The following is a 26,102-nucleotide window of genomic DNA, read 5'->3' as shown; positions in this document are numbered from 1 at the left end:
ACAGACACAAGAGTGGCCGGCATCCTTGGACGCCGGCCACCCTTCAGGCAATTACTGCGTTTTTAGAGTCCGCCGACCCCGTTCGGAGTGCCGACGCCCGTGGGTCCGTCCCATCCGGTGCCGGAAAGGCACCACGGGCTCGTGGAGCACGTGCCCGTTGAACCCGAGGCGACGTCATTGAATTTCCCGGAGTTTGTGTACGGGAGAGAGTTGGCCAGCGCTGCGGAGCCGCCGGAGTCTCCGGAAAGCGCATACATGGCAGCGATCAGGGGTGAGGACAGGCTCGTGCCTCCATACTGTGCCCATGACGAGCTGGTACTGCTACTCGGCGCATACACTGCCAATCCGGTCTGCGGATCTGCGACGGCGGCGACGTCTGCCGAGGCGCGCTTGCCGCACGCCGTGCCGAAGGTGGCAGCAGCCGGCAACGCGGCATTGACACTTGAGCATCCGGATCCCGAGCCGGACCAGGCGGACTCGCCCCATCCGCGGGTACTGGTGTTCTTGACCAACGATGTGCCGCCGACTGCGGTGACGTAACTCGAGGAAGCGGGGTAGGACGAGCCGGAGTACCCGTTGTCACCGGTTGACGCTGTCACGGCGATGCCGGGGTGGTTGTAGTACGCGCCGTAGCTGGAGTCTGCGGAATCTCCGCCGCCGTAGCTGTTGGAGATCGCAGCGACGCCTGGTTGTTTGGCGGCCGTTGCCACGGCTGTACCAAGATCGCTGATGCTGGCTGTTGTCGCCTGAACCACGAGGATCTTGCAGTCCGGGCACGCTGCCGAGACGGCGTCGACGTCGAGGGCGGTTTCGTCGGCCCATCCGGAATTGAACCTGGGAAGCTTGCTGCCGCCGTTTTGGTCCTTGATGGTGAGGCAGCCGTTGCTGACCGTGCATGCCGGAAGGCCGAACTGTGAGCGGTAAACGCCGAGATCGCGTTCAAGGTTCGGATACCCATACGCATCTACGATTGCGACGGTTCGGCCGCCGGACTTCAGGCCTGTGATGTTGTAGGCGCTCTGTATATCCGCAGGGGTCTTGCCAGTGGCGGGCGGCGTGCTCGAAGCGGGCTTGGCTTGTCCTCCTTGCGCCAGCGCCTTGGCCGCTGAATCATCGACGTATTTGAGGGCAAAACACGACGCAATGCCGCTCGGGACATCGCCGCAGACACGCTGCGCATGCCAATTGGCGGACGGAGATGGTTGGGCAACTGCCGCCGGCGCCGTGGCTGAGACCGCACTCAGCAATAGCAACAACGTCCCGGAAACGCTAAGAATCTTCTTCACGAAACCTCCCTGAGGATCAACAAGATCCGACTTGACAGAACAGTCAACTCGGCGCGACAAGCTTCGCACCAATCACCACTCTTGTCACCCACGTCACATCCACCCCCGTGGTTTCATAGGTCTCCGCGGAACGGGGATCCACGGTTGGATTACCGGTGGTTCGCGTGATGAGGGCTGTGGATGTGTTCGCGGCGGAAGCCGAGGCCGACGATGCGGCCCAGGAGGCGTTTGATCGGTGGCATGTGGCTGATGAGCCGCATGAGTTGGATGGGTGGGTTTGTTTGGGCGAGGCGAGCGAGTTGGCGGGTCTGCTGTCGCTGCAAGGCTTGTGCGAGACGTACCGCGGGTTCGCGTCGTCGTTGCAGTCGCTGGAGGTCGGCGCCGGCGATGGTGCCCGTGCGCAGTGGTACTACGAGGAGATTGGCCGTGGCGACGGCATCGGCGATGGCGTAATTCACCCCGGCGGCGCCGGCCGGTGACATGGCGTGCGCGGCGTCGCCGATGCACAACAGGCCGGGCTGGTACCAGCGGCGCAGCCGGTTGGAGCGCACCGAGAGCAGCTTGATCTGGTCCCAGTCGGTCAGCGCGGCCAGACCGGAGGCCAGGAATGGTGCGGCATGTGCCGCCCGCTCTCGGAAAGCGGCCAGACCCGCGGCCTGAACCTGCGTGAGTGTTCCTTTCCCGATGATCGTGCCGCACTGCCAGTAGTCGCCGCGGTCGATGGCGAGCACGATCTGGCCGCCGCCGAGGTAGCCCAGGGTCGGCGGCGCATCCTGGCTGCGTGGCACGCGGAACCACAGCACGTCGATCGGCATCGCGAACTCCCGAATAGGCAGGTCCGTGTGTTCCCGGATCACGGAGAACCGGCCGTCGCACGCGACCGTGAGATCCGCGCGGATCTCCACATCGCCTTGGGGCGTGCGCGCCCGTACGCCGATCACCTGCTCGCCGCGGCGGAGCAAGCCGGTTGCTTCGGTACTCATTTCCAGTCGGAAGGCGGGGTATTGCCTGGCCTGGCTGGCCAGAAAGTTCAGGAAGTCCCACTGCGGCATGAACGCCATGAACTTGCACCGGGTGGGCAGGCGCCGGAAGTCCACTAGCCCGAAGGTCTGTCCGTCAATGCCGAGACGTAGTTCCGGTATCTCTGTGTGCGGCAGGCGCAGAAACTCTTCCAATAAACCCAGTTCGGCCAGTACGTCGGTGGTCGCCGGATGGATGGTGTCGCCCCGGAAGTCACGGAAGAAGTCGGCGTGCTTCTCCAGCACTGTCACCTCGACTCCGGCGCGGGCCAGCAGATAGCCAAGCATCATGCCGGCCGGCCCACCGCCGACCACACAACAGCGCGTGTCCCAAGAACGCGGTCCGGGACCGGGTGTGGTTTCGGATTCGCCGGGCATCTCTAGCTCACCTCATCGACCGGCTGAGGCCGTCGAGGATGAGGTTTAGCCCGAAGTCGAATTCGTCCCCGAAATCGTAGCCGGGCTTGAGGACGTGTTCAGTGGCGAGCTCCATCATGTGGGGGTATTGCCCGGTCGAAAAGCGTTCAACGATCGGCGCTGTGATCTCAGCGGCGGTGTCCCGGCCGTCAAAAGGCAGGGCGGCTTCCTGTAGCGCGAATCCGTAGATGTAACTGTCGAGCAGGGCGTAGGCATGGGCTGTCATCTGAACGGAAAAGCCTGCTGCCCTCAAAGTCGCCAGCGTCGCTTCGTGGTGGCGCAGGTTGGCTTCGCCCGGGGATGAACGGCTTTCCAGCAGCCCGACCGCCCAGGGATGGCGTTTGAGCGCGCTGCGCACCGCGTGGGCCCGTCGGTACATTTCCTCCCGCCAGTCGCCCGCAGGGGAGGGAAGTTCGATTTCGCTGAAGACCATGTCCACGATGCCATCCAGAATCTCATCCTTATTGGCCACGTAGTAGTAGAGCGACATGGGCTTGGTTCCCATGCTTTGGGCGAGCGAGCGGATGGTCAGCGCTGCGATTCCGGACTCGTCGGCGAGATCCACAGCGCAGCCGAGCACCCTTTCGCGGCTCAGCGGAAGGCGCCGCCGGGGGAGGGGCTGTGCAGTGTCCGGCATCGGGACTCCTTGGACTCTAGCGGTTTAGTACATTGTACGATAACCTCTTTTAGTACGGCGTACGAAAAGCTATGCACCCCATTGACTGGAAAGGAACGGCCATGACCGCTGGTCAGCATGCTGCGGAGACTCCGATTTTGGGCGGCTCGCCCGCGGCGCAGCCGTATGCGTCCTGCACGATGCGGGCCATCGTGCAGGAGGCTTACGGCTCCGCCGACGTCCTGCACATTGCGCAGATCCCCAAACCGAAGATTGCCGAAAACGAGGTGCTGGTTCGGGTCCATGCTGCAGGCCTGGACCGGGGGACCTGGCATGTGACCCGGGGCCTGCCCTACACGCTACGCCTGGCCTTCGGCATCCGCGCCCCGAAAAACCCTGTCCCCGGGCTGGACCTTGCCGGCACGGTCATGGCGGTCGGAGCAGCAGTGACCCGGTTCGCCGTCGGGGACCCCGTCTTCGGGGTCGGGAAGGGCACTTTTGCCGAATACGCGACGGCCCGCGAAAGCCAGCTCGCGCTCAAACCGGCGAACATCAGTTTCGAACAGGCCTCCGTGGTCCCGGTTTCCGCTTGCACTGCGCTGCAGGCTCTTCGCGCCGCGGGCCAGGTAGCGCCGGGACAGAAGGTGCTGATCCTTGGCGCCTCGGGCGGAGTAGGCAGTTACGCTGTTCAGCTCGCCAAAGCAGCCGGGGCCGAGGTCACCGGCGTTTGCAGTACAGCCAAAATGGACCTGGTGCGCTCGCTCGGCGCCGACCACGTCCTCGACTACACCAAGCAGGACTTCGCCGACGGCACTGAACACTATGATCTGATCCTGGATATCGCCGGAAACCCCGCGCTGGCTCGCCTCCGCCGGGCTCTCACCCCTACCGGCACGGCCGTTATCACCGGCGGCGAAGAAGGCGGCTCCTGGACGGGTAGTATCGACCGGCAATTCAGGGCCCTGGCGCTGTCTCCGTTCATCAGTCAGCGGTTCGCCATGGTCATGGCGACGCAAGGCGCTGCAGACCTCGAATATCTTGCCGGGCTCATCGACGGCGGAACCCTCACCCCGACTGTCGACCGCAGCTATCCGTTGGAGCAGGTTCCGGACGCCATGCGCTATTTCGACGCCGGCAAAGTGCGGGGGAAAATCGCCATCACCATCCAAGAAGCCCAAGGCTTCTGAAACAGGCACTGGCAGTACCTGGTATAACAGGCACTCCCACGCGGACGCGGGGACTGGTTTTCTTGAATCAGTCCCGTTTAGCGAAAGGAACACGATGAAGCTCGTACCCCCTACCCCCACGACCAAAGCCCCAACGGAGAGGTTCACGGGAGATGTCTACCTCAACTCCCTCCACAACGGCGAGGCCCCCTCGCGTCTCGTGGCGGCGATAGTCCGCTTCACCCCCGGCGCCCGTACGAACTGGCATTCCCACCCCCTTGGCCAGACCCTGCACTGCACCGACGGGGTCGGATTCGTTGCTAGCCGGGACGGGAGTGTGATCCTCATGCGCGCAGGAGACACGGTCCACACGCCGCCCGGCGAGGAACACTGGCACGGCGCCACCCAAGACAACATGATGTGCCACCTTGCTTTGGTGGAGCACGACAACGGGGAGAGCGCCACGTGGCTTGAACCCGTCAGCGACCAGGACTACGAGGCCGCGCACGCCAAAGCCAGCCAGAGTTGAACGCGTCACGCGAGGCAACTTCTTGGCACTGCGACTCCGCCTAAACCCCGGAATCTTCAGCTCGCGGCCGATGAGTGGCAACAAAAACCTGCTCCGCGTGACGCCGGGACGGCCCGCACCACACACCGAGTTCCCGCCCCGCCCTCTTACAGCAAACTTGCAGCTTTTGTCCGGTTCCCGCACTGTGTTCCGGTTCTATCCTGAGGGGGTGGAGCAGCATACGGAGTCTGGGAGTGGCGAACGGGAACACCGCGAATCCCGCTTCGGGGTGAGCCGGCGTAGGTTCCTAAGCGGGGCGGGAATGGCAGGGGCCGGATTGCTAGCCGGACTCGGGATCGCCAAGGCAGGCGTGTTGCCCGGGGGAACGGCCCCGGTCAGCGCAGCTTCTCCGACGCCGGTGGCGTCACCCTCGCCGTCGGCGAGCGGCACGGCTTCCGCCCCTGCGATCCGCAGCTTCGTTTCAACTGCTTTGACCGCTGCCCGCGTTGCCAGTTGGGCTACCGGGCCGACGGGCGCAGGCCTCCTGTTCGTGGGACCGATGGGCCACGGCACCAACGGGCTGATCATGGACAACCACGGAGAACCGATATGGATGGAACCCACAGGTTCCGGCGTGACGGACCTTCGCGTGCAAGCCTTCGAAGGCCAAGCAGTACTGACTTATTGGACTGGAATTGGAACGGGTGGCCATGGTGCAGGAAAGGGCGTCATCAAGGACGTCCACTACCGCACCGTGGCCGAAGTCAACACGGGCAACGGGCTGCAAGCGGATCTGCACGAGTTCACCATTACCCCCGCCGGGACGGCGTTGATGATCTCCTACCCGACCGTCCGGCACGACCTGACGTCGGTGGGTGGACCCGCGCAGGGCTACATGTTTGACTGCCACGTCCAGGAAATCAACATCCGTTCCGCCAAGGTCCTCTTCGACTGGACGGCCTCGGACCACATTGACCTGACTGAGTCCTATCTGCGCCCGTCCGACAACCCCAAGGCCGACGGTTCCGACGCCACGAAAGCGTTCGATCCTTTCCACCTCAATTCCGTGGACGAGAGCGGGGACGCGCTCCTCGTTTCATCCCGCCACACGCACACCGCCTACTTGATTGGCCGTTCGGACGGAAAGATCCGTTGGCGCCTGGGCGGGAAGCGCAGCGACTTCTCGATGACTCCGGAATCCGTCTTCGCTTGGCAGCATGATGTTCGACGCCGGCCCAACGGCATCATCAGCATGTTCGACAACCATTACAACCAAGGCACCACCGGGACATCCCGGGGGCTGCTCCTCGCCGTCGACGAAAAGGCGCGCACCGCCGTCGTCAAGCAGGAGTTCAGCCGGGGCGGCCACCGGGGCGACGCCGAAGGGAACCTGCAGTTCCTTGATAGCGGGCATGTCCTGGTGGGCTGGGGAGCGGACCCCGCGGCCACAGAATTCACTCCCGATGGGAAAGCGGTATTCGAGGCGACCGGACTGGGCGATGCCTCTTACCGCACCTACCGCTCGCCGTGGACAGGCCGGCCGGACACCGTCCCCGACCTGGCCGCGGTGCCCGGCAACGGGTCCACAATGCAGCTCTACACCAGCTGGAACGGCGCAACCGAGGTTGCCAAGTGGAGGTTCCTCACCGGAACCGGTCCCGGGTCCATGTCCGAAGCGGTGACGGTTCCGCGTCGGGGCTTTGAAACGTCGACGGCGGTGGCGGCCGCGCCGAGGGCCGCCGTCGAGGCTTTGGACAAGTCCGGCAACGTTCTGGCGACGTCCACGGTCATTGCCACTGCCTGACCTCCGTCGAGAACGGAGCTACGGCAGGATGTGTTCGTGCGCGGCCGCCTCCAAGGCCTCGGCCTCTGCCTTGGCCAAGCGGGTCTCTGCCTCGACGTCGATACGCCGGGTCATCAGCCAGTACAGCCCAGCGGAGACGGGGAGTCCAATAAACAGCGAGATATCGGCGCCGTCAAGGGCGTGGGCTATGAACCCGACGAAGAGCTTACCGGCGGAGAAGAAGGGGATCATCAGCACAAAGCCGACGAGGTAGGAGATAATGCCAGGCCAGCCCCAGCGTCCGTAGATCCCGTCCGGCTTGAAGATCTCTGCGATGGCGTAGTGGCCCTTGCGGACGATGAAGTAGTCAGTGAGGTTGACCGCCGTCCACGGAATGAAGAAGTACAGCACCAGCAGCAGGAAGTCGTTGAAGTTGGCCAGGAAGTCGGACGAAGCAAGGTTCGCCAGGACCACGGAAATGAGAGCGGTGATGGAGATCGTGATGATCCGGAGCCTCAGGGTCGGCCGGATCTGTCGCACGCTGTCGATGGACGATATGAGGGTGAGCGAACCGCCGTACATGTTCAGGGCAGTCACGGAAAGCAAGCCCAAGGCGGCGACGAACAAGGCGATGCCACCGAATCCGCCGAAGAGCTGGTCGGCCGTGGATTTGATTGAGCCGATGGTTTCGAAGTTTTCCCCGGCTGCGGCGCCAATGTAGGCGCCGAGGAACATCACCCAAATACCGCCGAGGGCACTGCCCCAGAACGTCCACCGGAAGGTGCCCCGTCCGCTGGACGGCGGTAGGTAGCGGGAGTAGTCCGAGACGTAGATGGCCCAGGAAATCTGGTATCCGGCAGCGACCCCCAGCTGGCCCAGGAACGGCACCAGATGGAAGTCGGCCAGGTTGTATGCGCCGGCGGGAATGGCCAGCTTTACGGCTGCAATGGTGAGCAGCGCGAGCATGATGATGGTCAGGTAGGTCAGGTAGCGCTCAAAGGCGTGGATGAGGTCGTAGCCGAACAAAGCGATGACGACGGCAATAATGGTGACTACCCAGAACCACAGGTTTTGGGACCCGACGTTGACCGATTCCTGGATGGCTTGGCCGGCCAGGATGGTGTTGAAGATGTTGAAGCCCGCGTACTGGAGGTAGGCGAAGAGCCAAACCAACAGGGCGCCGATGTAGCCGAATTGCGGCCGGGACTGGATCATTTGTGGCAGGCCGAGTTGGGGGCCCTGCGAAGAGTGCGCGGCCATGAACAGCGTGCCGACGAGCACCCCGATGGCGATCGCGAGCAGCGACCAGATCAGGTTGCCGCCGGTGGTGATGCTGATCAACCCTACGGCCAGAGTGGCGATCTGGGCGTTGCTGACGAACCACAACGGCCCGATGTGTGAGACTTTGCCGTGCCGCTCGTTCAGCGGAACGTAGTCAATCGACCGGACCTCCAGTCCGCGGCCCGATCCTTTGTCCGTCGTAGTGCTCATGGCGTTTCTCCTTCGATGCGTGGGTGCATCTTGACTTTGGTTTAGCACAGAGTTGGGCGGCCTAGAAGAGGTCGCGAGATTCCTAGACGAGCCGGTGGTGCCGCCAGGTGGGGAACTGGTCCCGGGCTGCCCGGACGGCATCCGGTGAAAGGTCCAGCGTCGCGGTGGCCGGCTCCGTGCCGAGCATATGCAGGACAGTCCCGAGGGGATCAATGAGCATGCTGTAGCCGATGGACACCGGCGGAGTCTGGGAGACCGCCGCCACGTACACGCCGTTCTCTATTGCCCGGGCCTTGGCCAGCGTGGCCCATTGCTCGGTCTTTGCAGTGCCTGGGACCCAAGACGAGCAGACGAGGAGCACCTCGGCCCCGGCATCGGCCAGGATGCGCACCAACTCGGGGAAGCGCAGGTCGTAGCAGGTCATCAACCCGAAAGTCATGCCGCCGCAGGAAAAGGTGACAGGCACGGGCTCAGGCGCGGCTTTGATGTAATCCGATTCGCGGAATCCTTGGCAGTCAAAGAGGTGGATCTTCCGGTAGCTGGCAAGGCGCGAAGCGTCCGGATCGATGGCCACCAAGGTGTTGAAGGCCCGATTCCGCTCACCGGATGCTTCCAGGAGGCCCGCGACGACGGCGATCCCGTAACGTGCAGCCGTCGCCTGGAGCTTGGCAGCCACCGGGCCGTCAAGGGGTTCGGCCATGTCCACGAAGCTCCGGTCCACCCGGCTTTTCTCATACGTCGAGTACTCCGGGAACACAATGAGGTCAGAGCCCTCGCGGGCGGCCCGTGCACAGTAATCCGCCATGAGGTCGAGGTTACGGCGGACGTCAGTGCCGGAATCGATCTGGGCCAGGGTGATGCGCATGCAGTCCTCATTTCTCAGTGTTCCGGGAAACACTGTGATCTGTCGTCATACCAGGGCGGCTTCTTTTTCCTCCATCACCATTTCCGGTGGTGCCTTCCGGAACCCCTTGGTGATGATGCCCAGCACCACGACGCCGACGCAGAGCCAGATCAGCCCCAGCGTGATGGCCTTCGAGTCCAGCTGGGAGAGCAGGAAACCGTCGATGATCGCGCCCACCGCCGGCATGACCACGTAGAACAATACGCTGAGCCGTTGCCCCGAGCGTCGTTGGCGCGGGTAGTAGGCAATGACCGAGATGTTGACGAGTGTGAAGGCCGTAAAGGCGCCGAAGTTGATGAACGACGTCGAGGTGGCAACGTCCAGGAACATGGCGATGAGTCCCACCGCCCCGGTGATGACCAGGTTGAACACCGGCGTGTGGAAGGACTTGTTCAGCGCGCCGAAGACCTTCTTCGGCAGGACTGAATCCCGGCCCATGGCGTAGAGCAGGCGCGAGGCGCGAGGCGCTGGCCTGTGCCGCGAGCCCGGAAGCAAACTGGGACACCACGAGTCCCGCGAGGAAAACTGCGCCGAAGAATTGCCCACCGATCTTCAAGGCAATGTCCGACGCCGCCGACGCCGAATCGTCGAACACCCCGCCGGGGTGGATCAGCTGGGTCGTGTAGGACACGACAACGAAGATCGCACCGCCGATGAGTGCCACGAGCATGATCGCCTTCGGGACGGTCTTCTTCGGCTCGATGGTCTCCTCGGTGAGGGTGGACACGGCGTCAAAGCCGAGGAACGAGTACGCGGCTATGGCGGCGCCGGCGGTGATCTTGTCGAAGCTCGACGTGTCGTTGAAGAACGGAGCGGTGCTGATCAGGGCGCTCGCGCCGGAGGTTGAGACCAAGGTTCCCACGGACAGGGCAACGAACAGGACTATCACCAGCAGCTGAAAAGCCATCAGGAGGTAGTTGGCCTTGTCCGCCACCTTGACGCCAACCACGTTGAGCAGCGTGGTGATGGCGATGAACGCGACGATCCAGACCCCGATGGGAATGTCGGGGAACTGCGCCGTGAGGTAGGAACCCCCGATGAGCCAGATGACCATCGGCAGGAACAGGTAGTCCAGCAGGACAGCCCAACCGGCCAGGAATCCGATCCGGGAATCGATGGAGCGCCGGATATAGGTGTACGCGGAGCCGGCCATCGGATAGGCAACAGCCATCCGTCCGTAGCTCTGCGCGGTGAAGAGCATCGCGACCATCGCCACGAGATAGGCCGACGGCGATGCGCCGCCCGTGGTTTCGGCGATCACGCCGAAGATCGCCAGGACGATGAGCGGGGTCAGGTAAGCCAGCCCGAACAGGACCAGCGAGGGCAGTTTCAGGGCGCGCGTGAGGCTCGGTTGCGTAGTCACCGGTGGTTCCTTACGAGTTGGAGGACCGAGGGGTCCACGTGGTTGGGTCGATGCGGCCTTGGTAGACGGGCAGCTCGATGGGCGGCTCGCCGGGGCGGAATTGGGACCAGGGACGGTTGAGGTTTTCGGTCCCGTGGGTGCGGACATGCTCGACGGCGGTGAGATCCAGTTCCGCGGCGAGATGGGTGGGGGCGTCGTCGTCGGCCTCCGCTATGGTGTTCCCCTCGGGGTCGACGATCAGGCTGAGGCCCTTGCCGGTGGGACCCGCGCAGTTGACGCTGACCATGAAGACTTGGTTCACAATGGCATTTGCCTTGGCCAGGACCAGTTCTTGCTTGCGATCCGGCGTCGTGGTCTTGACGACATTGAGGATGACTTCGGCGCCCATCCACGCCAGCTGGCGGGTTACCTCGGGGAACCACGCGTCGTAGCAAATGTTCAGGCCGACCCTGCCGATCCCTTTCAGGTCAACGGTCGTGAATCGATCGCCGGGATCGTAGGGCTCAAAGGGGCGCCAAGGGAAGACCTTGCGGTAGTAGCCGGCAAGGTCACCTTCCGGGGAGAGGACCAACTGGGTATTGAACAATTGCCCTTCGGGACCGCGTTCGCAGACGCTGCCTGGAACCAGCCAGATACCCAGGTCCGCTGCGAGTTGCCGCAGTTCCTTGACGCGCGGACCGTCCAGCGGCTCGGCTGAGTCCTGCAGGACTTCCGTACGCTGCAGGTCCGGGTTGGAGTCCCCGAAAAGGTGCAGCTCCGGGAAGACCACGAGCTTGCTGTGCGGTTGGATCGCGACGGCGGCGGCGACCTCGGCTGCGAAGGTCTCGGTGGGCTCGCCGATCAGCCGGGGTGACGCTTGGGCGGCGATGAGGGGAAGGATGCGTTGCACTGGTTTCTCCACGTTGTCGTTGTGACTCGCCTCATATTAGATCATAATGATCAAATAAAAGGAAGGTGGATTTTGCCCCGTAAAGTAGCGGATATGACCCGTCAGCTCGACGACACCACCGGCGACTCACCCATCGATGCTGCCCCTTTGCTCGGAATCGACCGCAGGAGCGCAATCGACGCCGTGCGGCTGCGGATCGGCATGGCGATATCCTTGGGGCTGCTTCAGCCGGGGGAGAGGCTGCCCGACCAGCAAGACGTCGCGCTGGGCCTATCGGTCAGCCCGATCACCGCTCGCAGGGCCCTGGCGAGCCTGGCTGATCAGGGCGTCGTTGTCCGCCGTCGTGGACGTGGCGGCGGAACCTTTGTCGCTGACGAGCCGCCGCAGAACGTGCTCGAGCAGCTCGCTGCGTCGCCCGCCGAATCCCTTGCAGTGAACCGGCTTGTGGACCGTCGGCTGCTGTTCGAATGCGCGGTCACCCACTTCGCCGCGGTCAATGTCACGGCAGCGCAACTTGATGAGCTGGAGCGGCTTACCCGCGAAATGGCGGGATCAACCAATTGGTCCGAGTATCACCAGGCCGACGAGCAGTTTCACCGGTTGCTCGCGGCGTCCTCGGGCTTGGGCCCGGCGGTCGATGTCTACAACGAGGCATTGGCGGAGCTCTACGCCTACTTCATCCCGTACCCGATCGAGTTTCTCCATGAGTCCAATAGGGACCACATTGCGCTCGTGAATGCCCTGCGGGCCGGCGACGATCGCGGCGCGGTGGAGGTGTCGCGGCGGCATGTGGACGTGTTGCACAAGACGATGTTCATGGGCCTGGCGGGCGGCGACGGCGCTAAGAGGGACAAAAAGGGGTAAACGACAGCTCTTGCCCTATCGTCCGGGATATCGGACTAAAGATGGACGCCTTTTCGTGATCACTGTCACTTTGCGTGCTCTGATTGATTCTCAGTTGGGGACATCGGACTTCGGTTGTCAAAGTGAGGATTAGGCATGCAGGCCACAGGAAAAGCGGGAACGGGTGGGCCGCGCGTTGAGCGTCGTTCCATTGACTTTGTCCCGGAAAATGAACGCCATGGTTCGCCTGGCCAGCAGTTCACGCTCTGGTTCGGGGCGAACATGCAGATTACGGCCATTGTCGACGGCGCCTTGGCAGTACTGTTCGGCGCGGACGCGCTGTGGGCGATCATCGGCCTCCTGGTTGGAAACCTCTTGGGCGGCGCAGTCATGGCGCTCCACGCGGCCCAAGGGCCGAAGCTCGGCTTGCCGCAGATGATTTCCAGCCGGGCGCAGTTCGGAATCTTCGGGGCGGTGATTCCCTTGGTACTGGTGGTCGTGATGTACCTCGGCTTCGCCGCAACCGGTACTGTCCTCTCCGGACAGGCAATCAGCCTCATCCTCCACACGGGCACCCCTGCCGTCGGCATGATCGTCTTCGGGGTGCTGACCATCATCGTGGCGACCCTGGGCTACAAGTACATCCACATGTTGGGCCGCATTGCGACCGTCGTGGGTATCCTCGGCTTCACCTACCTGGGCATCCGGTTGTTGACCAGCCAGGACGTCGGCGCACTCTTGGGAGCCGGCGGTTTCGAGTTCCCCACCTTCCTGCTCGCCATTTCGCTTGGCGCCGGATGGCAGCTGACGTACGGTCCGTACGTGGCCGACTACTCCCGGTACCTGCCTTCCAACACCCCAACACGCAAGACCTTCTTGTCGGCGTACTTCGGCACGGTGATTGGTTCCCAGTGGTCCATGACTCTCGGCGCGCTCTTCGCTGCCCTCGCATTGCCCAAAGGCGCACGGTTCCTGGACGGCCAAGTCGCTTTCCTCGGGAATCTGAGCGGCGGCGGACTGATAGCGGTGGTCATCTACCTGGTCATCGTGACCGGAAAACTGACCGTCAACACACTGAACGCCTATGGCGGCTACATGACCATGCTTACCTCGGTCACGGCGTTCACCCGCAGGTCCGCGGTGGCGTCATGGACCCGGTTCGCCTATGTGATCGGCTTTATCGGACTCTCGGTACTCATCGCGGTCCTCGCCTCCCCCGACTTCATCGCCAACTTCAAGAACTTCGTTCTTCTCCTGCTGATGGTATTCATCCCCTGGAGCTCCATTAACCTGGTGGACTACTATCTGGTTTCCAAGGAAAAGGTGGACATTCCGGCCCTCTACGACCTGAACGGGCGCTATGGACGTTGGAACAAGACCGCGCTATTCAGCTACGCGATCGGCATCGTCGTCCAGATCCCGTTCCTGGCGCAGACCCTCTACACCGGACCGATGACCGACCTTCTGGGCGGGGCGGATATCTCCTGGCTCGTAGGCCTCGTGGTCACGGCAATCGTGTTCTACCCGCTGGCGAAGAGAAACTCCAACGCTCCGGCCGAGATGGTCTACCCGACTCAACCCGGCTCGGAGGTAGTAGCTCCAGTGGTCGGCTCAGTGCCGAACGCCGCAGCAGTTTAGCCTTTGCGCCGTTCCCCTTCGGACGCTCGCTCACATCATGTGAGCGAGCGTCCTGGCATTTGGCCATATATGTGAGCGCGCGTCTCCTGCGCCACGTATGAAACGACGTCGGGATCAGGCCTGGGTGCCCAGCCTGCGGGAAATCTCCCTGGCGCATCTGGTCACGTCAGGAATCCACTCCCGGGCGACGTCTTCAATGCGGACCGCCCGTTCCTCGGCGGTCTCGGCGTCCTTGGCCCGGTGCCGGGTGCCTCCGCCGGGAAACGCCCGGTTCGACACCGTCAACGTCACGCTTGCCACCGGATAGCGCTGCCGGTCGAGGACGGCGACGGCAACAGAGGAAAATCCCTCCGTGACTTCGTCCTGCTCCCACGCGTATCCGAGCGACCGTGCCCGCGCCAAGAGATCCTGCAAGGCGGGCAAGGACTGCGGGCCTTTGCTGTGGCGCTCGGCGAACGCCTCCGGTCCAGGGAAAAGCGCAGCCACCTGGGCGGGATCCATCTGGGCCATCATCGCCCTGCCGCTGGCCGTCAGGTGGGCCGGAAGCCGGACCCCGGTGTCTGTGACAAGGGGGCTTTGCCGCGGAGCCCGCTCCTCGATCACGTAAACGACGTCGCGCCCGTGCATCACGGCAAGATGGGCAGTTCGCCGGGTCCGGGCGACGAGCCGGGACAGGGGGAACCGGGCAATCCGCTGGATCGGAGCTTGCCGCGAATACCCTGTCCCCAACTCATGGGCGGTCACTCCCAAGGCATACTTGCGCTCCTCGGGAAGGTGAACCAAAAAGCCGTCATCGATCAGGGAGGTAATGAGCTGATACGTGGTTGACCGGGGCAAGCCAACATCGCGCGCAATGATGGACGCGCTGACCGGGCCGGCCTGGCCTGCGACGTATCTGAGAACCGCCAGCACCTGGGCCGCAGCCGGTGCCTTGGGCCGCACGGATTGACTGTACATTCTCCTAGAATAGGCGGCGGAATGTCCGGTATACCGGACGTTGATGCCACGCCCCGTTCTAGGACAATCCCTCCAAGCGGGCCCGCGCCGTTTCCGCGCTCCGGCGTTCCCGGGCGGCTAGCCGGGCTGCCAGTTTGCGGTTCCGCTCGGCCAGGGTGATCGCCCACTCCGTCGAAGCGAGCTCCTGCTGCAACCCAGCCAGCTTGTCTTTGGCAGCTTTGACTTGGACGGCGAGGTGCTCGCTCCGGCCCACGGCCTCGGACTTTTCGCGCTCGGCCTGGGCGAGTTCCAGGTCAGCCTTGTCCGCGTTGCGCTCAGCCTCCACCAGCGCGGTTTGTGCCTTCTCGCGTTCGCGCTCCGAGTCGGCGCGTGCACCCTCCGAGTCTGCCCGCCCGCGCTGCCGGCCGCCGTCGTCGGGCTCTTCGTTGGTGGTACCCGCCGCGGGAAGTGCGCCGGAAATCGCCACCGCGCCCGTGAGGTCCACGGGTTCCAATCCGTTCGTGGCGAGCGAACGCACCAGCTGCCCGCTGCGGAGCGCGGCCGCAGCGCCGGGATCGGTCATGGCGGCCCTCAATGTGGCCTCGATCTCCATCGCGGCGGCGCCACTGACCTTGACGCCCAGACCTTCCGCCACTGCCCGGGCCTGCTCGACGGCGGCGCCCAGGACGCGCGGGCGCTGTTGGCCGAGCGTGCGGAGACGCTCGTGATCCTGCTGCTCCTGGGCGCTCCCGAGCGATGCCCCCAGCTCCAAGACGCCCGCGAATTCCTTGGTGCCGTGCCGGACGAGCATGTTGACGGCCCACGCCGCCGTCGAAGGCTTGGGCAACTGGGCGATCTGTTTCGCCAGTTCGGCGTGCCCCGCGGACTTGGCTTCCTTGGCCCGCTCGGTGCGGGCCGCCGTGAAGGCCGAGGGAACCAGTGTGTAAAGTTCGACGGCGATCGCGGCTAGTTCCATAGTGGAAGCGTGTGCCGTATTACTCGGCGAGGAATTCAGCGAGTGCGTCAGCCATGACTCCGGGTTCCCAGCCGTGGTTGGCGCCCGGAATGGTGGCTTTCCGGGCACTCGGGATATTGGCCACGATGGAGTCGGCCGCTTTCGGCATGATCGGGATGGTTTGCTCGCCGACGATCGCAAGGGTGGGTTGGGTGATGCCGGACCATAGCTGGGGGCGTGGCGCGGACTGGGTCCACGCGAGGGATTCGGCGTCGGCTGAAAGGCTGGGGCCCATTTCGAGCATGGTGGGCCATCCTGGGCTGTTCTTGGCGCCGGCCAGCCACTCCGGCGGCATGTCCTTCATGTAGTACTCGATGGTGCTGGCCTTGTCGCCGGATGCGATCCGTTCCTGGAGCCCTGCGAAGAATTCAGCCCCGCCGGCGCCGAGTTCATCGCTCAGGGGAGTCTCCCACAGGGCCAGCTTCGTGACGGGTAGTCCTGCTGCGGCCGCTGCCAGGGAGATCGAGCCACCGGAAGAGCTCCCGAAGAGCGCAGCCTTGCCGCCTGCGATGTCGATGAGCGTGGCGAGATCGTCGATGTTGTCCTTCAGGCTGAATGACGGGGCCTCGACGCTTTCCCCGCGGCCGCGCCTGTCGTAGTTGAGGACCGTGAACCCCTTGGCGGCCAGGAGCTTGGCCATTTCCACGGTGTTGGGGTCGAAGCCCCTGAATTGCATCGCGCCGCCGACCAGGATCACGGCAGGTCCCTCGCCGTATTGGTCATACCCGATGCGGGTACCGTCTTTCGAGATCGCAAATTCGGACATCCCAGATCCTTTGATTGGCGGACAGTAGGTTCCTAAACTCTGGGGCTCATCCACTTGCGGGTCAAGGGGAGAGGGGCTCTGAGCAGGAGTTCTTAAGAGCTTCTTAAGTGCCGCCCGCGAGAGTGGAAGCAGGCCTCACAACGGCCTCCACACCCGAACTGGAGATTTCATGTCATCGCGCGCCAAGCAGAACACTTCCGCGGAAGTCCGCACTTCCGCCGTCGTCGGTCACGGTGTGCCGTTGCTTCCACAGCCTCGGTATTGGCTCCTGTGGGGCATTGTGCTCGCCGCGGCAGTCCTTGCCATTGGCTTCAGCGTGCAGTCGGTAGCAGGCGTGACCACCAGCGAATTCGGAGTTGACCAGGAACTCAGCCGCCATCACGTGGGCGCACTGACCACCGTGGCCATGGCGCTGAACTTCCTCTTCGCCCCGGTAGCCGGAGTGTGCATTGTCCTGGTGATCGGCTTGTTCGTTTTCCTGGTTCGGAAGTCCTTCGTACGGGCGGTCATGTTTGTGCTCTTCGCATGTTCGGGCTGGGTTGCCAGCGAGGTGTTCAAACTTATCGTTGCCCGCCACCGGCCCAATCCTGCGCTTCTTTTCGACCCCCTGGCCCCGGAAACGGGTTCCAACAGTTTTCCTAGCGGCCACACCGCCTTCGCCGTAGCGCTCGCCTTCGCCTTGTACTTCCTGGTCAGGGGCACACGATGGGGCGTCATCACCGCGTGGGCCGGCGCCGTCCTGGCCGTGGTGGTGGCGTGGTCCCGGATCTATATCGGAGTCCACTACCCCAGCGACGTTGTGGCGTCGTTCCTGGCCACCACCGCCATAGTCATCGTTTTGGCCGGGCTCTGGAACCGGTACGCACCGCGAGTCATCGGGCGGCTGCCATTTGGCGTTGCGTCAGAAGCAACCTCGTCAGAAGCAACCGCCTCGGACACGGCCGCAACCCAAGCACACGGATCCTGAGGAGGACCCCATGCACGTACTTTCTGCCATGCCCGCATTCCTTGATCCCACCACTCTCCTTCAGGGCTTGGGTCCCGCGGCGCTGGGCGTCGTGGCGTTGATCGTCTTCATCGAATCCGGTCTCCTTTTCCCGTTCCTGCCCGGGGACTCTTTGCTATTCACTACCGGCCTGCTTCACCAGCAACTGCAGCTCGAATTGCCGGTGTTGATCGCCGTCGTTTCCGCCGCCGCAATCGCCGGAGACCAGATCGGCTACATGCTCGGGCGCAAGTTCGGGCGGCGCTGGTTCAAGGACGATGCCAGGGTCCTGAAGACCGCGCACCTGGATACGGCCGAGGAATTCTTCAAGCGCCGCGGCGGCCCCGCGATCGTCCTGGCCCGCTTTGTCCCCATCGTGCGGACATTTGCCCCGTTGAGCGCAGGCATCGCCCGCTACAACTACAAATCCTTCACCCTGTGGAACATCGCCGGCGCCGTCATTTGGGGAACCTCCGTGACGCTCCTGGGCTCCTGGTTGGGACACTACGAGTTCATCGCGAACAACATTGACGCCATCGCCGTGATCATGGTTTTGGTCTCCGTCTTGCCGTGGGGAGTCGAGTTCCTCAAAAAACGGCGCAAGGCCAAGGTGGGCGCCACGAACGGGCACGCCGGGGAAGAATAGACAGCATGACAACAGCTGAGCGGCCGTCCCTCCTCCTGGTCGAAGACGACGCCGCCCTGGGACCGCTCATCAGCGAACTCCTGGAGCCGGACTTCACCGTTCACCTGGCTGTCAATGGGCGTGATGGCCTCCACGTCGGCTTGACCCGGAGTTGGGATGCGATGGTCATTGACCGGGGGCTGCCCATCATGGACGGCATCGCCTTGATCAAAGCCCTTCGGGCCAAGGGGATCGCCACCCCGATCCTCATCCTGACGGCGCTCGGTGCCACCGATGAGAAGATCCGGGGCCTCGACGCGGGGGCTAACGACTACATGAGCAAACCGTTCGACGCCATGGAGTTGGCCGCCCGCTTGCGAGCGCTGACCAGGACATACGCCCAGCCGCCCACGACTCTGGGAATCGGGGATTGGGAGCTCGACGCCGCTGCCCGCTCCATGCGCTCGGTGTACGGTTCCGTGGTCACCCTGACGGCGAAGGAAGCCGGGCTCCTCGAAACCTTGGCCGGCGAACCCGAACGTGTCTTCACCCGTGAAGACCTCATCAGCACCTTGTTCCACCCCACGGACCAGCCGGGCGTGATCGACACCTACGTCCACCACCTGCGCCGTAAGATCTCCAAAACGGTGATCCGGACGGTCCACGGCCTCGGATACCAGATCGGCGACCCCCATGACTGAGAACAATTCCCATGACTGAAAACCCGGACCAGGCGACGCTCCGCAAAGCCTCGCTGAAGATCGCGGTACGGATCAGCGCGGCATGCGCGATTTTGGTTCTTTGCCTGCTGGCGGCCGCCGCGATCTACCTCTTCAACCAGGCACAGCATCCAACGCTGCCTGGACCAGGCGAAACCGACTCCGCGTACGCGTACCTGGACACAAAGGACCTCCTGAAGGCCATGATCGTTGCCGGCACTGGGGGGATCCTCCTTGCCGGGGCCATCGGCTGGCTCAGCGCGCGGAGTGCCATCCGGCCCCTGGGCGAAGCGCTCGCACTGCAGCGACGCTTCGTGCAGGACGCCAGCCACGAACTGCGCACACCCCTGGCCATCCTGGATGCACGCGTCCAGCTCGCCCAGCGCGATGCCCCCGCGGACTCCAGAACCGGGGAAGCACTCGCCCGCATCCGCAACGACACTGCGACCCTCACCGGCATCGTCAACGAATTGCTTGTCGCGGCCACCGGCTCGCCCCCGGACGCCGCCGCAGAGCCGAGCGATCTCGCCAAGGTGGCGGGCGCCGTCGTCGAGAGCTTGCAACAGCTCGCGGGAGAGAAAAACGTCCGCGTCGCCCTGACGGAAAAGGACCGCCCCTTCGCGCTCATTGACAGCAATGGCTTCCGCCGTGCCCTCCTTGCCCTGGCCGACAATGCGCTGGCGCACACCCCCGCTGGTGGCCAAGTGGGGATCACGACGGCGGTGCTCGGTAACCGCGCGGTGGTCACCGTCTCTGATTCCGGGACCGGGATCAAGGGAGTTGACCAGACCCGGATCTTCGACCGCTTCGTGAGGACACACAGCCCCGAGGGCGCACCTGGCCAGCGCAGCTTCGGAATCGGATTGGCGTTGGTCCGTGAAATCATCACCGGGGCCCGCGGCACTGTGGAGGTTGAGCGCAGTGGTCCGAGGGGAACGGTCATGAGGATCACGCTGCCGCTTGCCCGGAAGGACACGGCTCGGAAGGACACGGCTCCGAATGACACGGCGCCAGATGACACGGCGCCAGGCTCGGCTTTGCCTTCTTAGGCGGCCTGCAGGTTGGTGACGCGGGCGTATTTGAGCGCTTTGGCGTGGTGTCGTAGCCTGCGCCGGTGGTGCCTGGAACGCGCAGGTTGAATTTCCGGCTCGTGGGTTCCTGGCAGGGGCGGCGCTGTCGATCGGTAGGTATGTCCGGTGGGGGTGCGGATGTCGAGGGCATGCCGTGTCCCGGGGCGTGTTTTTGCTGACCGGGTTTGTGTTGTCCAGCCGTTGAGTTCTTTGGTGTGGTTGCAGGCTTCGCACAGGCCCGCCCCGTTGGCCAGGCTCGTGGTGCCGCCGTCGTGCCAGGGGATGATGTGGTCGAAGTGCCGGATGGGCGCGTCGCAGTAGGGGGTGCGGCAGGTGTCGTCGCGGGCCCGGATGAAGCGCCGCATGCCTGCCGGGAAGAGCCGCGCCCTCGAATCGGCGGCGACGAGGTCCCCGGTCCCGGGGGCGGTGTAGAGCCGACGGAGCCAGAGCTTGAGATCCTGGTCCTGGCCGGGTTTGGTGTTGCCGGTGTTGTCGTTGAGGAGGGTCCTCGCCCAGCCGGCCGGGACGATGCCGTAGCCGGGCAGCCGGGCCGGTTCGGCATCGCCTTGGAACAGTGTCCGGTCGGTCATGACGAGCTGGACTTCCACCCCGGTGATGCCTGCGGGGGTGCCGGTGGTGCGTTCGACCAGGGTGTCGGCCATGATCTGGCCCCGGGACCGGGTCTCCCCGGAAGAGCGCAGCGAGTCGGCGTGCCGGGTCAGGGCCGCGTGCACGGCCACGCCTTGGGCGACCGGGAGCAGGGCGGTCAGGTAGGTCATGGTGTCCGGTGCCGGGCGCAGGCTCACGTGCCGTTCCGCCGCCGCGTGGCTGGCCCGCTGCGTGACCGAGCGCGGGTCCCGCCGGTACGCCGCGGCCCGGGCCGCGGCGATGATGGCCTTGTCCCCGGCGCCGTCGAAGACTCCGGTGTCGGCGGCCAACTCCTCGTCCACGGCGCAGCGGTCCTCGGCGGACAGGCAGGCTGTTTCCTTCACCAGCAACGTGGCCCGCCATTCGCTCAACCGTCCCGATTCGAGGGCGGCGAGGGTGTGCGGCATTTCGCTCATGAGGGCTTTGGCGAGGCCGTGGAGCCGGGGGCCGGGGATTCCCGCCGGGCCAACGCAATCTGGGCTCCGACCCCGCGTCCCTGTTCCTCGGCCGGTACACCCGCCGCCGCGTCGGCGCTGCGTTGGGCGGCATCGAACGCGGCAGCAATCCGGGCCTGCGCGGCCGCGGCCGCGGACTTCAGATCCTCCAGGGCACGCAACTGGTCTATCAGGTCGGCCGGTTCCATGCTGTTCGTGAGGCTTGGGTGAAGCGATCTCACGGCGTCGATCAGGTCCTGCACTCGGACGCCCGGCACGGCAGCATCCGGAACCGCGCCGCCCGACGGCGCGCCCGCTCCGATCAGCTGTGTTCCCCGGTTCCCGGCCATAACCAAAGCATTCCAGAGGGGTCTGACATTAATAGGTAAAAGAGCACCTGCCCGCCGAATGGCCCGGAAATCTGCAGAACTTTTTCATAGCGGACCGCTCCCGCCCAGCTCTGGCGTGCGTCGCCGAAGCAGACGAGAATGGCCTCGTGGTTCCCCCTCGTCCTGGCGGGGACAGCACCTTGATGAACCCCGCCGCCAGAAAGATTCAAAGCATCTTTCTCACGTTGACCCTTGGCAATACCCTTGCGGCCTCGTTCATTTGGGGGATCAATACCCTCTTCCTGCTGGATGCGGGACTCAGCAACCTCGAGGCCTTTGCAGCGAACGCCTTCTTCACGGCCGGCATGGTGGTCTTCGAAGTGCCGACTGGAGTGGTGGCCGATGGTTGGGGACGCCGCGTTTCGTTCCTTCTTGGCACTGTGACACTGGCCGGATCCACCTACCTCTACTTTCTGCTCTGGCAGCTTTCCGCCCCGTTCTGGTGGTGGGCCGTGGTATCGGTATTGCTCGGTCTGGGCTTCACCTTCTTCTCGGGTGCCGTGGAGGCCTGGCTCGTCGACGCGTTGCGCTTCACTGGATATGAGGGCGGCTTGGAGACGGTGCTCGGGCGCGGACAGATGGTGTCGGGTGCCGCCATGCTTGCGGGCTCAGTGGCTGGCGGGGTGATCGCGCAGGCCACCAACCTGGGAGTGCCGTTCCTGATTCGCGTGGGCGTGCTCCTCGCGATGTTCGTCGTGGCCTTCTTGCTCATGCGCGACGTCGGGTTCACTCCCGAACGCTCTGCCCATCCACTCAAGGCGACCCGTGCCGTCCTCGACGCCTCGATCGAGAACGGTTTGAAAAATCCACCTGTACGGTACGTGATGCTGGCAGCGCCGTTCAGCGCCGGCGTCGGGATCTACGTGTTCTATGCCCTGCAGCCGTACTTGCTTCAGCTCTTCGGCGACCGGCACGCGTACTCCGTGGCCGGGCTGGCCGCGGCCATCGTGGCCGGAGCGCAGGTGTTGGGCGGGTGGCTTGCACCGCGTATCCGGCGCCTCGTTCGCAAACGCACTACGGTGTTGATTCTGAGTGGAGTGGTGAGCGCATCGATTCTGGTGGTGCTCGGGTTCACGGGTGTTTTCTGGGTGGCCCTTGCCTTGTTGACGTTCTGGGCCATGGTCGACTCGGCGGCCACACCGGTACGGCAGGCCTACGTGAACGACATGATCCCGTCGAAGCAGCGGGCAACCGTGCTTAGCTTCGACTCGCTGATGGGATCAAGCGGTGGAGTGGTGGTGCAGCCGCTGCTGGGCCGGGCCGCCGATGTGTACGGCTACTCCGCCTCATTGGCGATCAGCGGCGTCATCGAGTTGATCGCGGTGCCGTTCCTCTTGGCGAGTCGTAGGCAGGGCTCTTTGGCCGATCAAGCCAACGCATCGATCGCTCCATCCGACGCGGAACCCCGGCAGTTGTAGGAATCGGCCTACGGAAGCCGTGAAGCCCGGAGAAGCGTGGCCTCGCCGGCCTTCTCGGGATCAAGCGGTACAGGGCTAATTAACACAGCTGGGCCACGATGCAGAGTGCCATACGAAAGCGGTTGGCAGCGCACGCCGCCCCGGCCTCGCATGGCCGCGTGCGCGCCCGGAGCCAGGACCTGGTCCATCCAAGCGCAAGGGTGGGCAGGCCGTCCGCCCCGGAACCGCACAAGGACGCCACGGGATTCCAGAGCGAACTCTTCGCCAAGTAGGGGAGCCAGATGGGCTCCCCGGAGGACTACATTCCGGCGCGTGAGGAGCGGGTCAAAGGGTGCGACGCCTAACTCAGCGGCCATCGCTTCGAGAGACTCGATGGCTATCAAGGTGACTGCGGCGTCCATGTGCGCGGCCTTGCCGAAGAACCGGTCACCGACGATGCCCTTGCCGCTTACGACGTCGACCTGCTCGGCATCCGTGGTGGGCACCTCGGCGGCACCATCGCGTGCGCGGCCGAAGTAGGCGTGGCCGGATGACACGAGAAGATGCAGGATCTTCACGTCGTATCTGTAGCTTGCGGTCATGCCATAAGGCTATGCCTGTCCCGGAGTCAGTAACCCCCCGGAGACTCAGCTCCAGAACTCGGCGAGCTGCCCGGCAAGGGCTCTGCCTTGCTCGTAACCCGCCTGGGCCGCGGGCGGGCGCCGCGACAGATCCATGGCATTGGCGCCGAACATGTGCTCAGCGTTGCTGTCCGGGAAGATCGTTTCGACTCGGCTGCCGCGTGCGCGTAGTTCGTCGACCTGCGTCGCCAGATGCGTGCCCCACTCCAGCGGTTGCAATGATCTGCCACCGAAGGGGGAGAGCACCAGAACCCGTCCGTATCCGGCTGCCAGATCGGCGTTCTCGGCGTTGGAGCGGTAACCGCCGTCGAGGTACCGCTTGTCTCCGATCCTGTATGGCAAGCCGCTGGAACAGCTGGCTGCGATGGCGTCCACCAAGTCGACCCCGCTATGGCGGTCGAACGTGACCGATTCTCCGGTACGGGCATCGACCGCCGTGATGAGCACCGTTCGTTCCGGCCAGTGCTGGTTGGGTAGCCGGGTGGCGACGGTACTGCGCCATTGTGTTGACCAGGAGCCATCCGACGCCGCATCCATCTCGAGCGCCGCCGCGCCCAGTCGCCGGCGCATGTCGGCCGCGTTCTGGGCATTGGCGATGATCTTGTTGATCCGCTCCAGATGGTTCATCACCGGCCTGGCCGGTGCGGGTCCCGGTCCGGACCCGACCGGAAGGGACCGTTGCTGTGGGACAGCGTCAAGGATGTTGGCGAATAGCTCGGTTGGGGTCGCTCCAGCAATCTGCGCCGCGGCCGTCGATCCGGCCGAGGTGCCGATGGTCAGGTCGGCGTCGGTCACATCGAGCCCGGCATCAATGAGGCCGGCCATGACGCCGATCAGCCAGGCGTTGCCTGTCGATCCGCCGCCGCCGAGGACCAGCGCCCGCTTGCGGGAGTGCAAAGGTAAAAAAGGTGTTGTGTTCATGGGAGTCGCCTTTCGCGAATTGCCTGTTTGGCGCTCCCGGTGGCGACTAAGTCAGTCGCGCGATCGTGGACTGCAGGGGAGCACCCATTGCGGACACTGCGTTCATGGGACTCACCTCCTGCTGATAGATCACGATCGCCGCAACGCTAGCACGCCCGCGATGCGGTGCGCAATCGTCGGCACGTCAGTTCCAATGAATCCGTAGCAGGCCGCTTTCCCGAAATCTCACTGTTCGACGTAACCTTTTGGCCCGTCGCGGACAATACAGTGCATGGGGAACGTTGAATCTGATGAGCGGGCGCTCTGGGCGGAAAGCCTACAGGGCAACGGCGACGCTTTTGGGAAATTGTTCGACCGATACCGTGAGAGAGTCTTCCGTCACGCCTATCGGCTGACCGCCGACCGTCACGATGCTGAAGACGTTCTTGCCGCAGCGTTCCTGGAATTGTGGCGGAAGAGGCACCGGGTGCGCATCGTCGATGGTTCAGTTCTTCCATGGCTGCTTGTGACCACTACCAACGCGGCCAGGAACACGGCGAGATCTACCGCTCGGTACCGAAAGCTCTTGGCGTCAATCGAGCGAACACCGGAGCCCGCTGAGTCCAGTGAGTCGGCGTACTTGCAGAAGACCATCTCCGGGGATGCAGCCAAAGCCTTGGGAACGCTCGGCAAAGTCGATTTGCAACTGGTCAGTCTGGTGATTTTCGAGGGGTATTCGGTTGTTGCCGCTGCAGGGATCCTGAAAATGACTCCTGGGACCGCCAAAGTTCGGATGCACCGGGCGCGTCAGCGGATGAAAAGTGCGATCACCGGACCAGTTGATGCGAAATCCATTCCAGCCTTTGAAGGAGGCAAACGATGAACGGACTCCCTCTGGACGAGACGTTCAGCAAAGCATTGCGTGCAGAACTGGTTTGCCGAGTGCAGACTGCATCCCCCGTTCGCTCGCGGAAACGAACGCGGCGGCTGTGGATCGGGGGAGTCGCGTTGGCTGGCGCAGGAGTCCTGGGCGGCGTCGGTGCTGCGGCCGCCGGATTCCTCACAATTCCCGGCGGCGACCGCATCACCACGCTCGCCCCTGCCGTGACCGAAACGCACACCGGAACGGCATCCGTGACACTTGGCGTTCCACCGGTCGGAGCCAATGCAGTTGGGCTGGAACTAACCTGCCTGACGCCGGGAAGATTTGAATACCAAGACGGAGCAAGCAGCACTTGCGCGGCCCCCGACGTCGGAACAAGCGACAGCTGGTCCGGCTACACGATCAAGCTCCTTCCCGGCCAACGCAGCGTGACGATCAAGACAGATCCGGCAAACAGTTGGCGCCTCACAGCCAAATACATTAAGCGGGAAGCAACAGCGTGGGGCGTGAACCTTGGCGGGAATACGTTCGGTGCTGAGAACCAGAACGGCAGTCCTGACCTTGTTGCCGTGATGGCAAGCAATGGTCAGTCCGGGTACGCCTACAAAACGGACCTCGACGAAGCCGACGGGACGGCGGCCATGAAGACTTTCAAGAGCCCGGAGGATGCACTCGCCTGGCAAGAGGCCCGACGCGGAAAGTCATTTCCCGTACCTGTTTACGAGTCCGACGGTAAGACCATCATCGGGGAATTCGTGATCAGGTGAAGGC

The 26,102-nt window shown here is 64.0% G+C and carries 24 protein-coding genes and 1 pseudogene; 12 read left to right on the top strand and 13 right to left on the bottom strand.

What is annotated here, in order from left to right; all coding sequences use genetic code 11:
* Window positions 1-62: 62 nt before the first annotated feature.
* The 3 genes from AB4074_RS05795 to AB4074_RS05785 form a co-directional block, all read right to left on the bottom strand.
* On the bottom strand, window positions 63-1,286 hold the full coding sequence (locus AB4074_RS05795) for a S53 family peptidase (RefSeq protein ID WP_441412507.1): 1,224 nt from the start codon (window positions 1,284-1,286) through the stop codon (window positions 63-65).
* 149 nt (window positions 1,287-1,435) lie between these two features.
* The gene (locus AB4074_RS05790; protein ID WP_441412506.1) at window positions 1,436-2,683 is read right to left on the bottom strand and encodes an FAD-dependent oxidoreductase; all 1,248 of its coding nucleotides are present in this window, start codon (window positions 2,681-2,683) and stop codon (window positions 1,436-1,438) included.
* Window positions 2,684-2,690: 7 nt separating this feature from the next.
* Window positions 2,691-3,359: a TetR/AcrR family transcriptional regulator gene (locus AB4074_RS05785; protein ID WP_441412505.1), complete on the bottom strand. Its 669-nt coding sequence runs from the start codon at window positions 3,357-3,359 to the stop codon at window positions 2,691-2,693.
* Between the two features lie 101 nt (window positions 3,360-3,460).
* Here AB4074_RS05785 and AB4074_RS05780 point away from each other — a divergent pair, with 101 nt between their 5' ends.
* The 3 genes from AB4074_RS05780 to AB4074_RS05770 all read left to right on the top strand — a co-directional run bounded on the left by AB4074_RS05780 (window position 3,461) and on the right by AB4074_RS05770 (window position 6,816).
* Window positions 3,461-4,525 carry an NAD(P)-dependent alcohol dehydrogenase gene (locus AB4074_RS05780; RefSeq protein ID WP_441412504.1) on the top strand — a complete coding sequence of 355 codons (1,065 nt, stop codon included), beginning with the start codon at window positions 3,461-3,463 and terminating at the stop codon, window positions 4,523-4,525.
* 94 nt (window positions 4,526-4,619) lie between these two features.
* Window positions 4,620-5,033 carry a (R)-mandelonitrile lyase gene (locus AB4074_RS05775; RefSeq protein ID WP_441412503.1) on the top strand — a complete coding sequence of 138 codons (414 nt, stop codon included), beginning with the start codon at window positions 4,620-4,622 and terminating at the stop codon, window positions 5,031-5,033.
* 208 nt (window positions 5,034-5,241) lie between these two features.
* Window positions 5,242-6,816, top strand: coding sequence for an arylsulfotransferase family protein (locus AB4074_RS05770; RefSeq protein WP_441412502.1), 1,575 nt, complete (start codon window positions 5,242-5,244; stop codon window positions 6,814-6,816).
* 18 nt (window positions 6,817-6,834) lie between these two features.
* Here the strand turns inward: AB4074_RS05770 and AB4074_RS05765 are convergent, their stop codons facing one another.
* From AB4074_RS05765 to AB4074_RS05750, 4 genes are all read right to left on the bottom strand, one after another.
* Window positions 6,835-8,286 carry a purine-cytosine permease family protein gene (locus tag AB4074_RS05765; protein ID WP_441412501.1) on the bottom strand — a complete coding sequence of 484 codons (1,452 nt, stop codon included), beginning with the start codon at window positions 8,284-8,286 and terminating at the stop codon, window positions 6,835-6,837.
* 82 nt (window positions 8,287-8,368) lie between these two features.
* On the bottom strand, window positions 8,369-9,151 hold the full coding sequence (locus tag AB4074_RS05760) for a carbon-nitrogen hydrolase family protein (protein ID WP_441412500.1): 783 nt from the start codon (window positions 9,149-9,151) through the stop codon (window positions 8,369-8,371).
* Between the two features lie 7 nt (window positions 9,152-9,158).
* Complete coding sequence (locus AB4074_RS05755) at window positions 9,159-10,553, bottom strand: APC family permease (protein ID WP_441412499.1); 1,395 nt, start codon at window positions 10,551-10,553, stop codon at window positions 9,159-9,161.
* A gap of 10 nt (window positions 10,554-10,563) precedes the next feature.
* Complete coding sequence (locus tag AB4074_RS05750; RefSeq protein ID WP_441412498.1) at window positions 10,564-11,442, bottom strand: carbon-nitrogen hydrolase family protein; 879 nt, start codon at window positions 11,440-11,442, stop codon at window positions 10,564-10,566.
* Window positions 11,443-11,535: 93 nt separating this feature from the next.
* Between AB4074_RS05750 and AB4074_RS05745 the strand changes: the two genes are divergently transcribed.
* Both AB4074_RS05745 and AB4074_RS05740 read left to right on the top strand, forming a co-directional pair.
* Window positions 11,536-12,306 carry a FadR/GntR family transcriptional regulator gene (locus tag AB4074_RS05745; RefSeq protein WP_441412497.1) on the top strand — a complete coding sequence of 257 codons (771 nt, stop codon included), beginning with the start codon at window positions 11,536-11,538 and terminating at the stop codon, window positions 12,304-12,306.
* A gap of 135 nt (window positions 12,307-12,441) precedes the next feature.
* Window positions 12,442-13,923, top strand: coding sequence for a purine-cytosine permease family protein (locus tag AB4074_RS05740; RefSeq protein ID WP_441412496.1), 1,482 nt, complete (start codon window positions 12,442-12,444; stop codon window positions 13,921-13,923).
* A 114-nt stretch (window positions 13,924-14,037) separates the two neighbouring features.
* On the opposite strand, the gene AB4074_RS05735 is transcribed toward AB4074_RS05740, so the two are convergent.
* The 3 genes from AB4074_RS05735 to AB4074_RS05725 are packed head-to-tail and all read right to left on the bottom strand — an operon-like array spanning window position 14,038 to window position 16,640.
* Window positions 14,038-14,880 carry an IclR family transcriptional regulator gene (locus AB4074_RS05735; RefSeq protein WP_441412495.1) on the bottom strand — a complete coding sequence of 281 codons (843 nt, stop codon included), beginning with the start codon at window positions 14,878-14,880 and terminating at the stop codon, window positions 14,038-14,040.
* Window positions 14,881-14,938: 58 nt separating this feature from the next.
* On the bottom strand, window positions 14,939-15,835 hold the full coding sequence (locus AB4074_RS05730) for a hypothetical protein (protein ID WP_441412494.1): 897 nt from the start codon (window positions 15,833-15,835) through the stop codon (window positions 14,939-14,941).
* Window positions 15,836-15,854: 19 nt separating this feature from the next.
* The gene (locus AB4074_RS05725; RefSeq protein WP_441412493.1) at window positions 15,855-16,640 is read right to left on the bottom strand and encodes an alpha/beta fold hydrolase; all 786 of its coding nucleotides are present in this window, start codon (window positions 16,638-16,640) and stop codon (window positions 15,855-15,857) included.
* 169 nt (window positions 16,641-16,809) lie between these two features.
* Between AB4074_RS05725 and AB4074_RS05720 the strand changes: the two genes are divergently transcribed.
* The 4 genes from AB4074_RS05720 to AB4074_RS05705 are packed head-to-tail and all read left to right on the top strand — an operon-like array spanning window position 16,810 to window position 20,018.
* Window positions 16,810-17,607: a phosphatase PAP2 family protein gene (locus AB4074_RS05720; protein ID WP_441412492.1), complete on the top strand. Its 798-nt coding sequence runs from the start codon at window positions 16,810-16,812 to the stop codon at window positions 17,605-17,607.
* A 10-nt stretch (window positions 17,608-17,617) separates the two neighbouring features.
* Window positions 17,618-18,271 carry a DedA family protein gene (locus AB4074_RS05715; protein ID WP_441412491.1) on the top strand — a complete coding sequence of 218 codons (654 nt, stop codon included), beginning with the start codon at window positions 17,618-17,620 and terminating at the stop codon, window positions 18,269-18,271.
* Between the two features lie 5 nt (window positions 18,272-18,276).
* Window positions 18,277-18,951 (top strand): response regulator transcription factor, encoded by a 675-nt coding sequence (locus tag AB4074_RS05710; protein WP_441412490.1) that lies wholly within the window; start codon window positions 18,277-18,279, stop codon window positions 18,949-18,951.
* A gap of 11 nt (window positions 18,952-18,962) precedes the next feature.
* On the top strand, window positions 18,963-20,018 hold the full coding sequence (locus AB4074_RS05705; protein WP_441412489.1) for a sensor histidine kinase: 1,056 nt from the start codon (window positions 18,963-18,965) through the stop codon (window positions 20,016-20,018).
* On the opposite strand, the pseudogene AB4074_RS05700 reads toward AB4074_RS05705, so the two are convergent.
* A pseudogene (locus AB4074_RS05700) lies at window positions 20,015-21,471 on the bottom strand (HNH endonuclease). The gene AB4074_RS05705 and the pseudogene AB4074_RS05700 sit on opposite strands and share 4 nt — an antisense overlap.
* Before the next feature lie 182 nt (window positions 21,472-21,653).
* Between AB4074_RS05700 and AB4074_RS05695 the strand changes: the two are divergent.
* Window positions 21,654-22,928, top strand: coding sequence for an MFS transporter (locus AB4074_RS05695; RefSeq protein WP_441412627.1), 1,275 nt, complete (start codon window positions 21,654-21,656; stop codon window positions 22,926-22,928).
* A gap of 8 nt (window positions 22,929-22,936) precedes the next feature.
* Here the strand turns inward: AB4074_RS05695 and AB4074_RS05690 are convergent, their stop codons facing one another.
* On the bottom strand, window positions 22,937-23,509 hold the full coding sequence (locus AB4074_RS05690; RefSeq protein ID WP_441412488.1) for an MOSC domain-containing protein: 573 nt from the start codon (window positions 23,507-23,509) through the stop codon (window positions 22,937-22,939).
* A 45-nt stretch (window positions 23,510-23,554) separates the two neighbouring features.
* Complete coding sequence (locus AB4074_RS05685; RefSeq protein WP_441412487.1) at window positions 23,555-24,469, bottom strand: patatin-like phospholipase family protein; 915 nt, start codon at window positions 24,467-24,469, stop codon at window positions 23,555-23,557.
* Between the two features lie 271 nt (window positions 24,470-24,740).
* Between AB4074_RS05685 and AB4074_RS05680 the strand changes: the two genes are divergently transcribed.
* Both AB4074_RS05680 and AB4074_RS05675 read left to right on the top strand, forming a co-directional pair.
* On the top strand, window positions 24,741-25,331 hold the full coding sequence (locus tag AB4074_RS05680; protein WP_441412486.1) for an RNA polymerase sigma factor: 591 nt from the start codon (window positions 24,741-24,743) through the stop codon (window positions 25,329-25,331).
* The gene (locus AB4074_RS05675; protein ID WP_441412485.1) at window positions 25,328-26,098 is read left to right on the top strand and encodes a peptidase M56 family protein; all 771 of its coding nucleotides are present in this window, start codon (window positions 25,328-25,330) and stop codon (window positions 26,096-26,098) included. The genes AB4074_RS05680 and AB4074_RS05675 overlap by 4 nt, the downstream gene beginning before the upstream one ends.
* Window positions 26,099-26,102 lie beyond the last annotated feature (4 nt).

The organism is Arthrobacter sp. 2MCAF14 (assembly GCF_052115645.1).
Classification (GTDB): Bacteria; Actinomycetota; Actinomycetes; order Actinomycetales; family Micrococcaceae; genus Arthrobacter.
This window is presented reverse-complemented; position numbering and strand designations above follow the sequence as displayed.

What these genes read in the sequence shown, in the direction of transcription:
- AB4074_RS05790 (WP_441412506.1), bottom strand. Translation starts at nt 2,683, where the DNA reads ATGCCCGGCGAATCCGAAACCACACCCGGTCCCGGACCGCGTTCTTGG.
- AB4074_RS05785 (WP_441412505.1), bottom strand. Translation starts at nt 3,359, where the DNA reads ATGCCGGACACTGCACAGCCCCTCCCCCGGCGGCGCCTTCCGCTGAGC.
- AB4074_RS05780 (WP_441412504.1), top strand. Translation starts at nt 3,461, where the DNA reads ATGACCGCTGGTCAGCATGCTGCGGAGACTCCGATTTTGGGCGGCTCG.
- AB4074_RS05775 (WP_441412503.1), top strand. Translation starts at nt 4,620, where the DNA reads ATGAAGCTCGTACCCCCTACCCCCACGACCAAAGCCCCAACGGAGAGG.
- AB4074_RS05765 (WP_441412501.1), bottom strand. Translation starts at nt 8,286, where the DNA reads ATGAGCACTACGACGGACAAAGGATCGGGCCGCGGACTGGAGGTCCGG.
- AB4074_RS05760 (WP_441412500.1), bottom strand. Translation starts at nt 9,151, where the DNA reads ATGCGCATCACCCTGGCCCAGATCGATTCCGGCACTGACGTCCGCCGT.
- AB4074_RS05745 (WP_441412497.1), top strand. Translation starts at nt 11,536, where the DNA reads ATGACCCGTCAGCTCGACGACACCACCGGCGACTCACCCATCGATGCT.
- AB4074_RS05740 (WP_441412496.1), top strand. Translation starts at nt 12,442, where the DNA reads ATGCAGGCCACAGGAAAAGCGGGAACGGGTGGGCCGCGCGTTGAGCGT.
- AB4074_RS05735 (WP_441412495.1), bottom strand. Translation starts at nt 14,880, where the DNA reads ATGTACAGTCAATCCGTGCGGCCCAAGGCACCGGCTGCGGCCCAGGTG.
- AB4074_RS05730 (WP_441412494.1), bottom strand. Translation starts at nt 15,835, where the DNA reads ATGGAACTAGCCGCGATCGCCGTCGAACTTTACACACTGGTTCCCTCG.
- AB4074_RS05725 (WP_441412493.1), bottom strand. Translation starts at nt 16,640, where the DNA reads ATGTCCGAATTTGCGATCTCGAAAGACGGTACCCGCATCGGGTATGAC.
- AB4074_RS05720 (WP_441412492.1), top strand. Translation starts at nt 16,810, where the DNA reads ATGTCATCGCGCGCCAAGCAGAACACTTCCGCGGAAGTCCGCACTTCC.
- AB4074_RS05715 (WP_441412491.1), top strand. Translation starts at nt 17,618, where the DNA reads ATGCACGTACTTTCTGCCATGCCCGCATTCCTTGATCCCACCACTCTC.
- AB4074_RS05710 (WP_441412490.1), top strand. Translation starts at nt 18,277, where the DNA reads ATGACAACAGCTGAGCGGCCGTCCCTCCTCCTGGTCGAAGACGACGCC.
- AB4074_RS05705 (WP_441412489.1), top strand. Translation starts at nt 18,963, where the DNA reads ATGACTGAAAACCCGGACCAGGCGACGCTCCGCAAAGCCTCGCTGAAG.
- AB4074_RS05695 (WP_441412627.1), top strand. Translation starts at nt 21,654, where the DNA reads ATGAACCCCGCCGCCAGAAAGATTCAAAGCATCTTTCTCACGTTGACC.
- AB4074_RS05690 (WP_441412488.1), bottom strand. Translation starts at nt 23,509, where the DNA reads ATGACCGCAAGCTACAGATACGACGTGAAGATCCTGCATCTTCTCGTG.
- AB4074_RS05685 (WP_441412487.1), bottom strand. Translation starts at nt 24,469, where the DNA reads ATGAACACAACACCTTTTTTACCTTTGCACTCCCGCAAGCGGGCGCTG.
- AB4074_RS05680 (WP_441412486.1), top strand. Translation starts at nt 24,741, where the DNA reads ATGGGGAACGTTGAATCTGATGAGCGGGCGCTCTGGGCGGAAAGCCTA.
- AB4074_RS05675 (WP_441412485.1), top strand. Translation starts at nt 25,328, where the DNA reads ATGAACGGACTCCCTCTGGACGAGACGTTCAGCAAAGCATTGCGTGCA.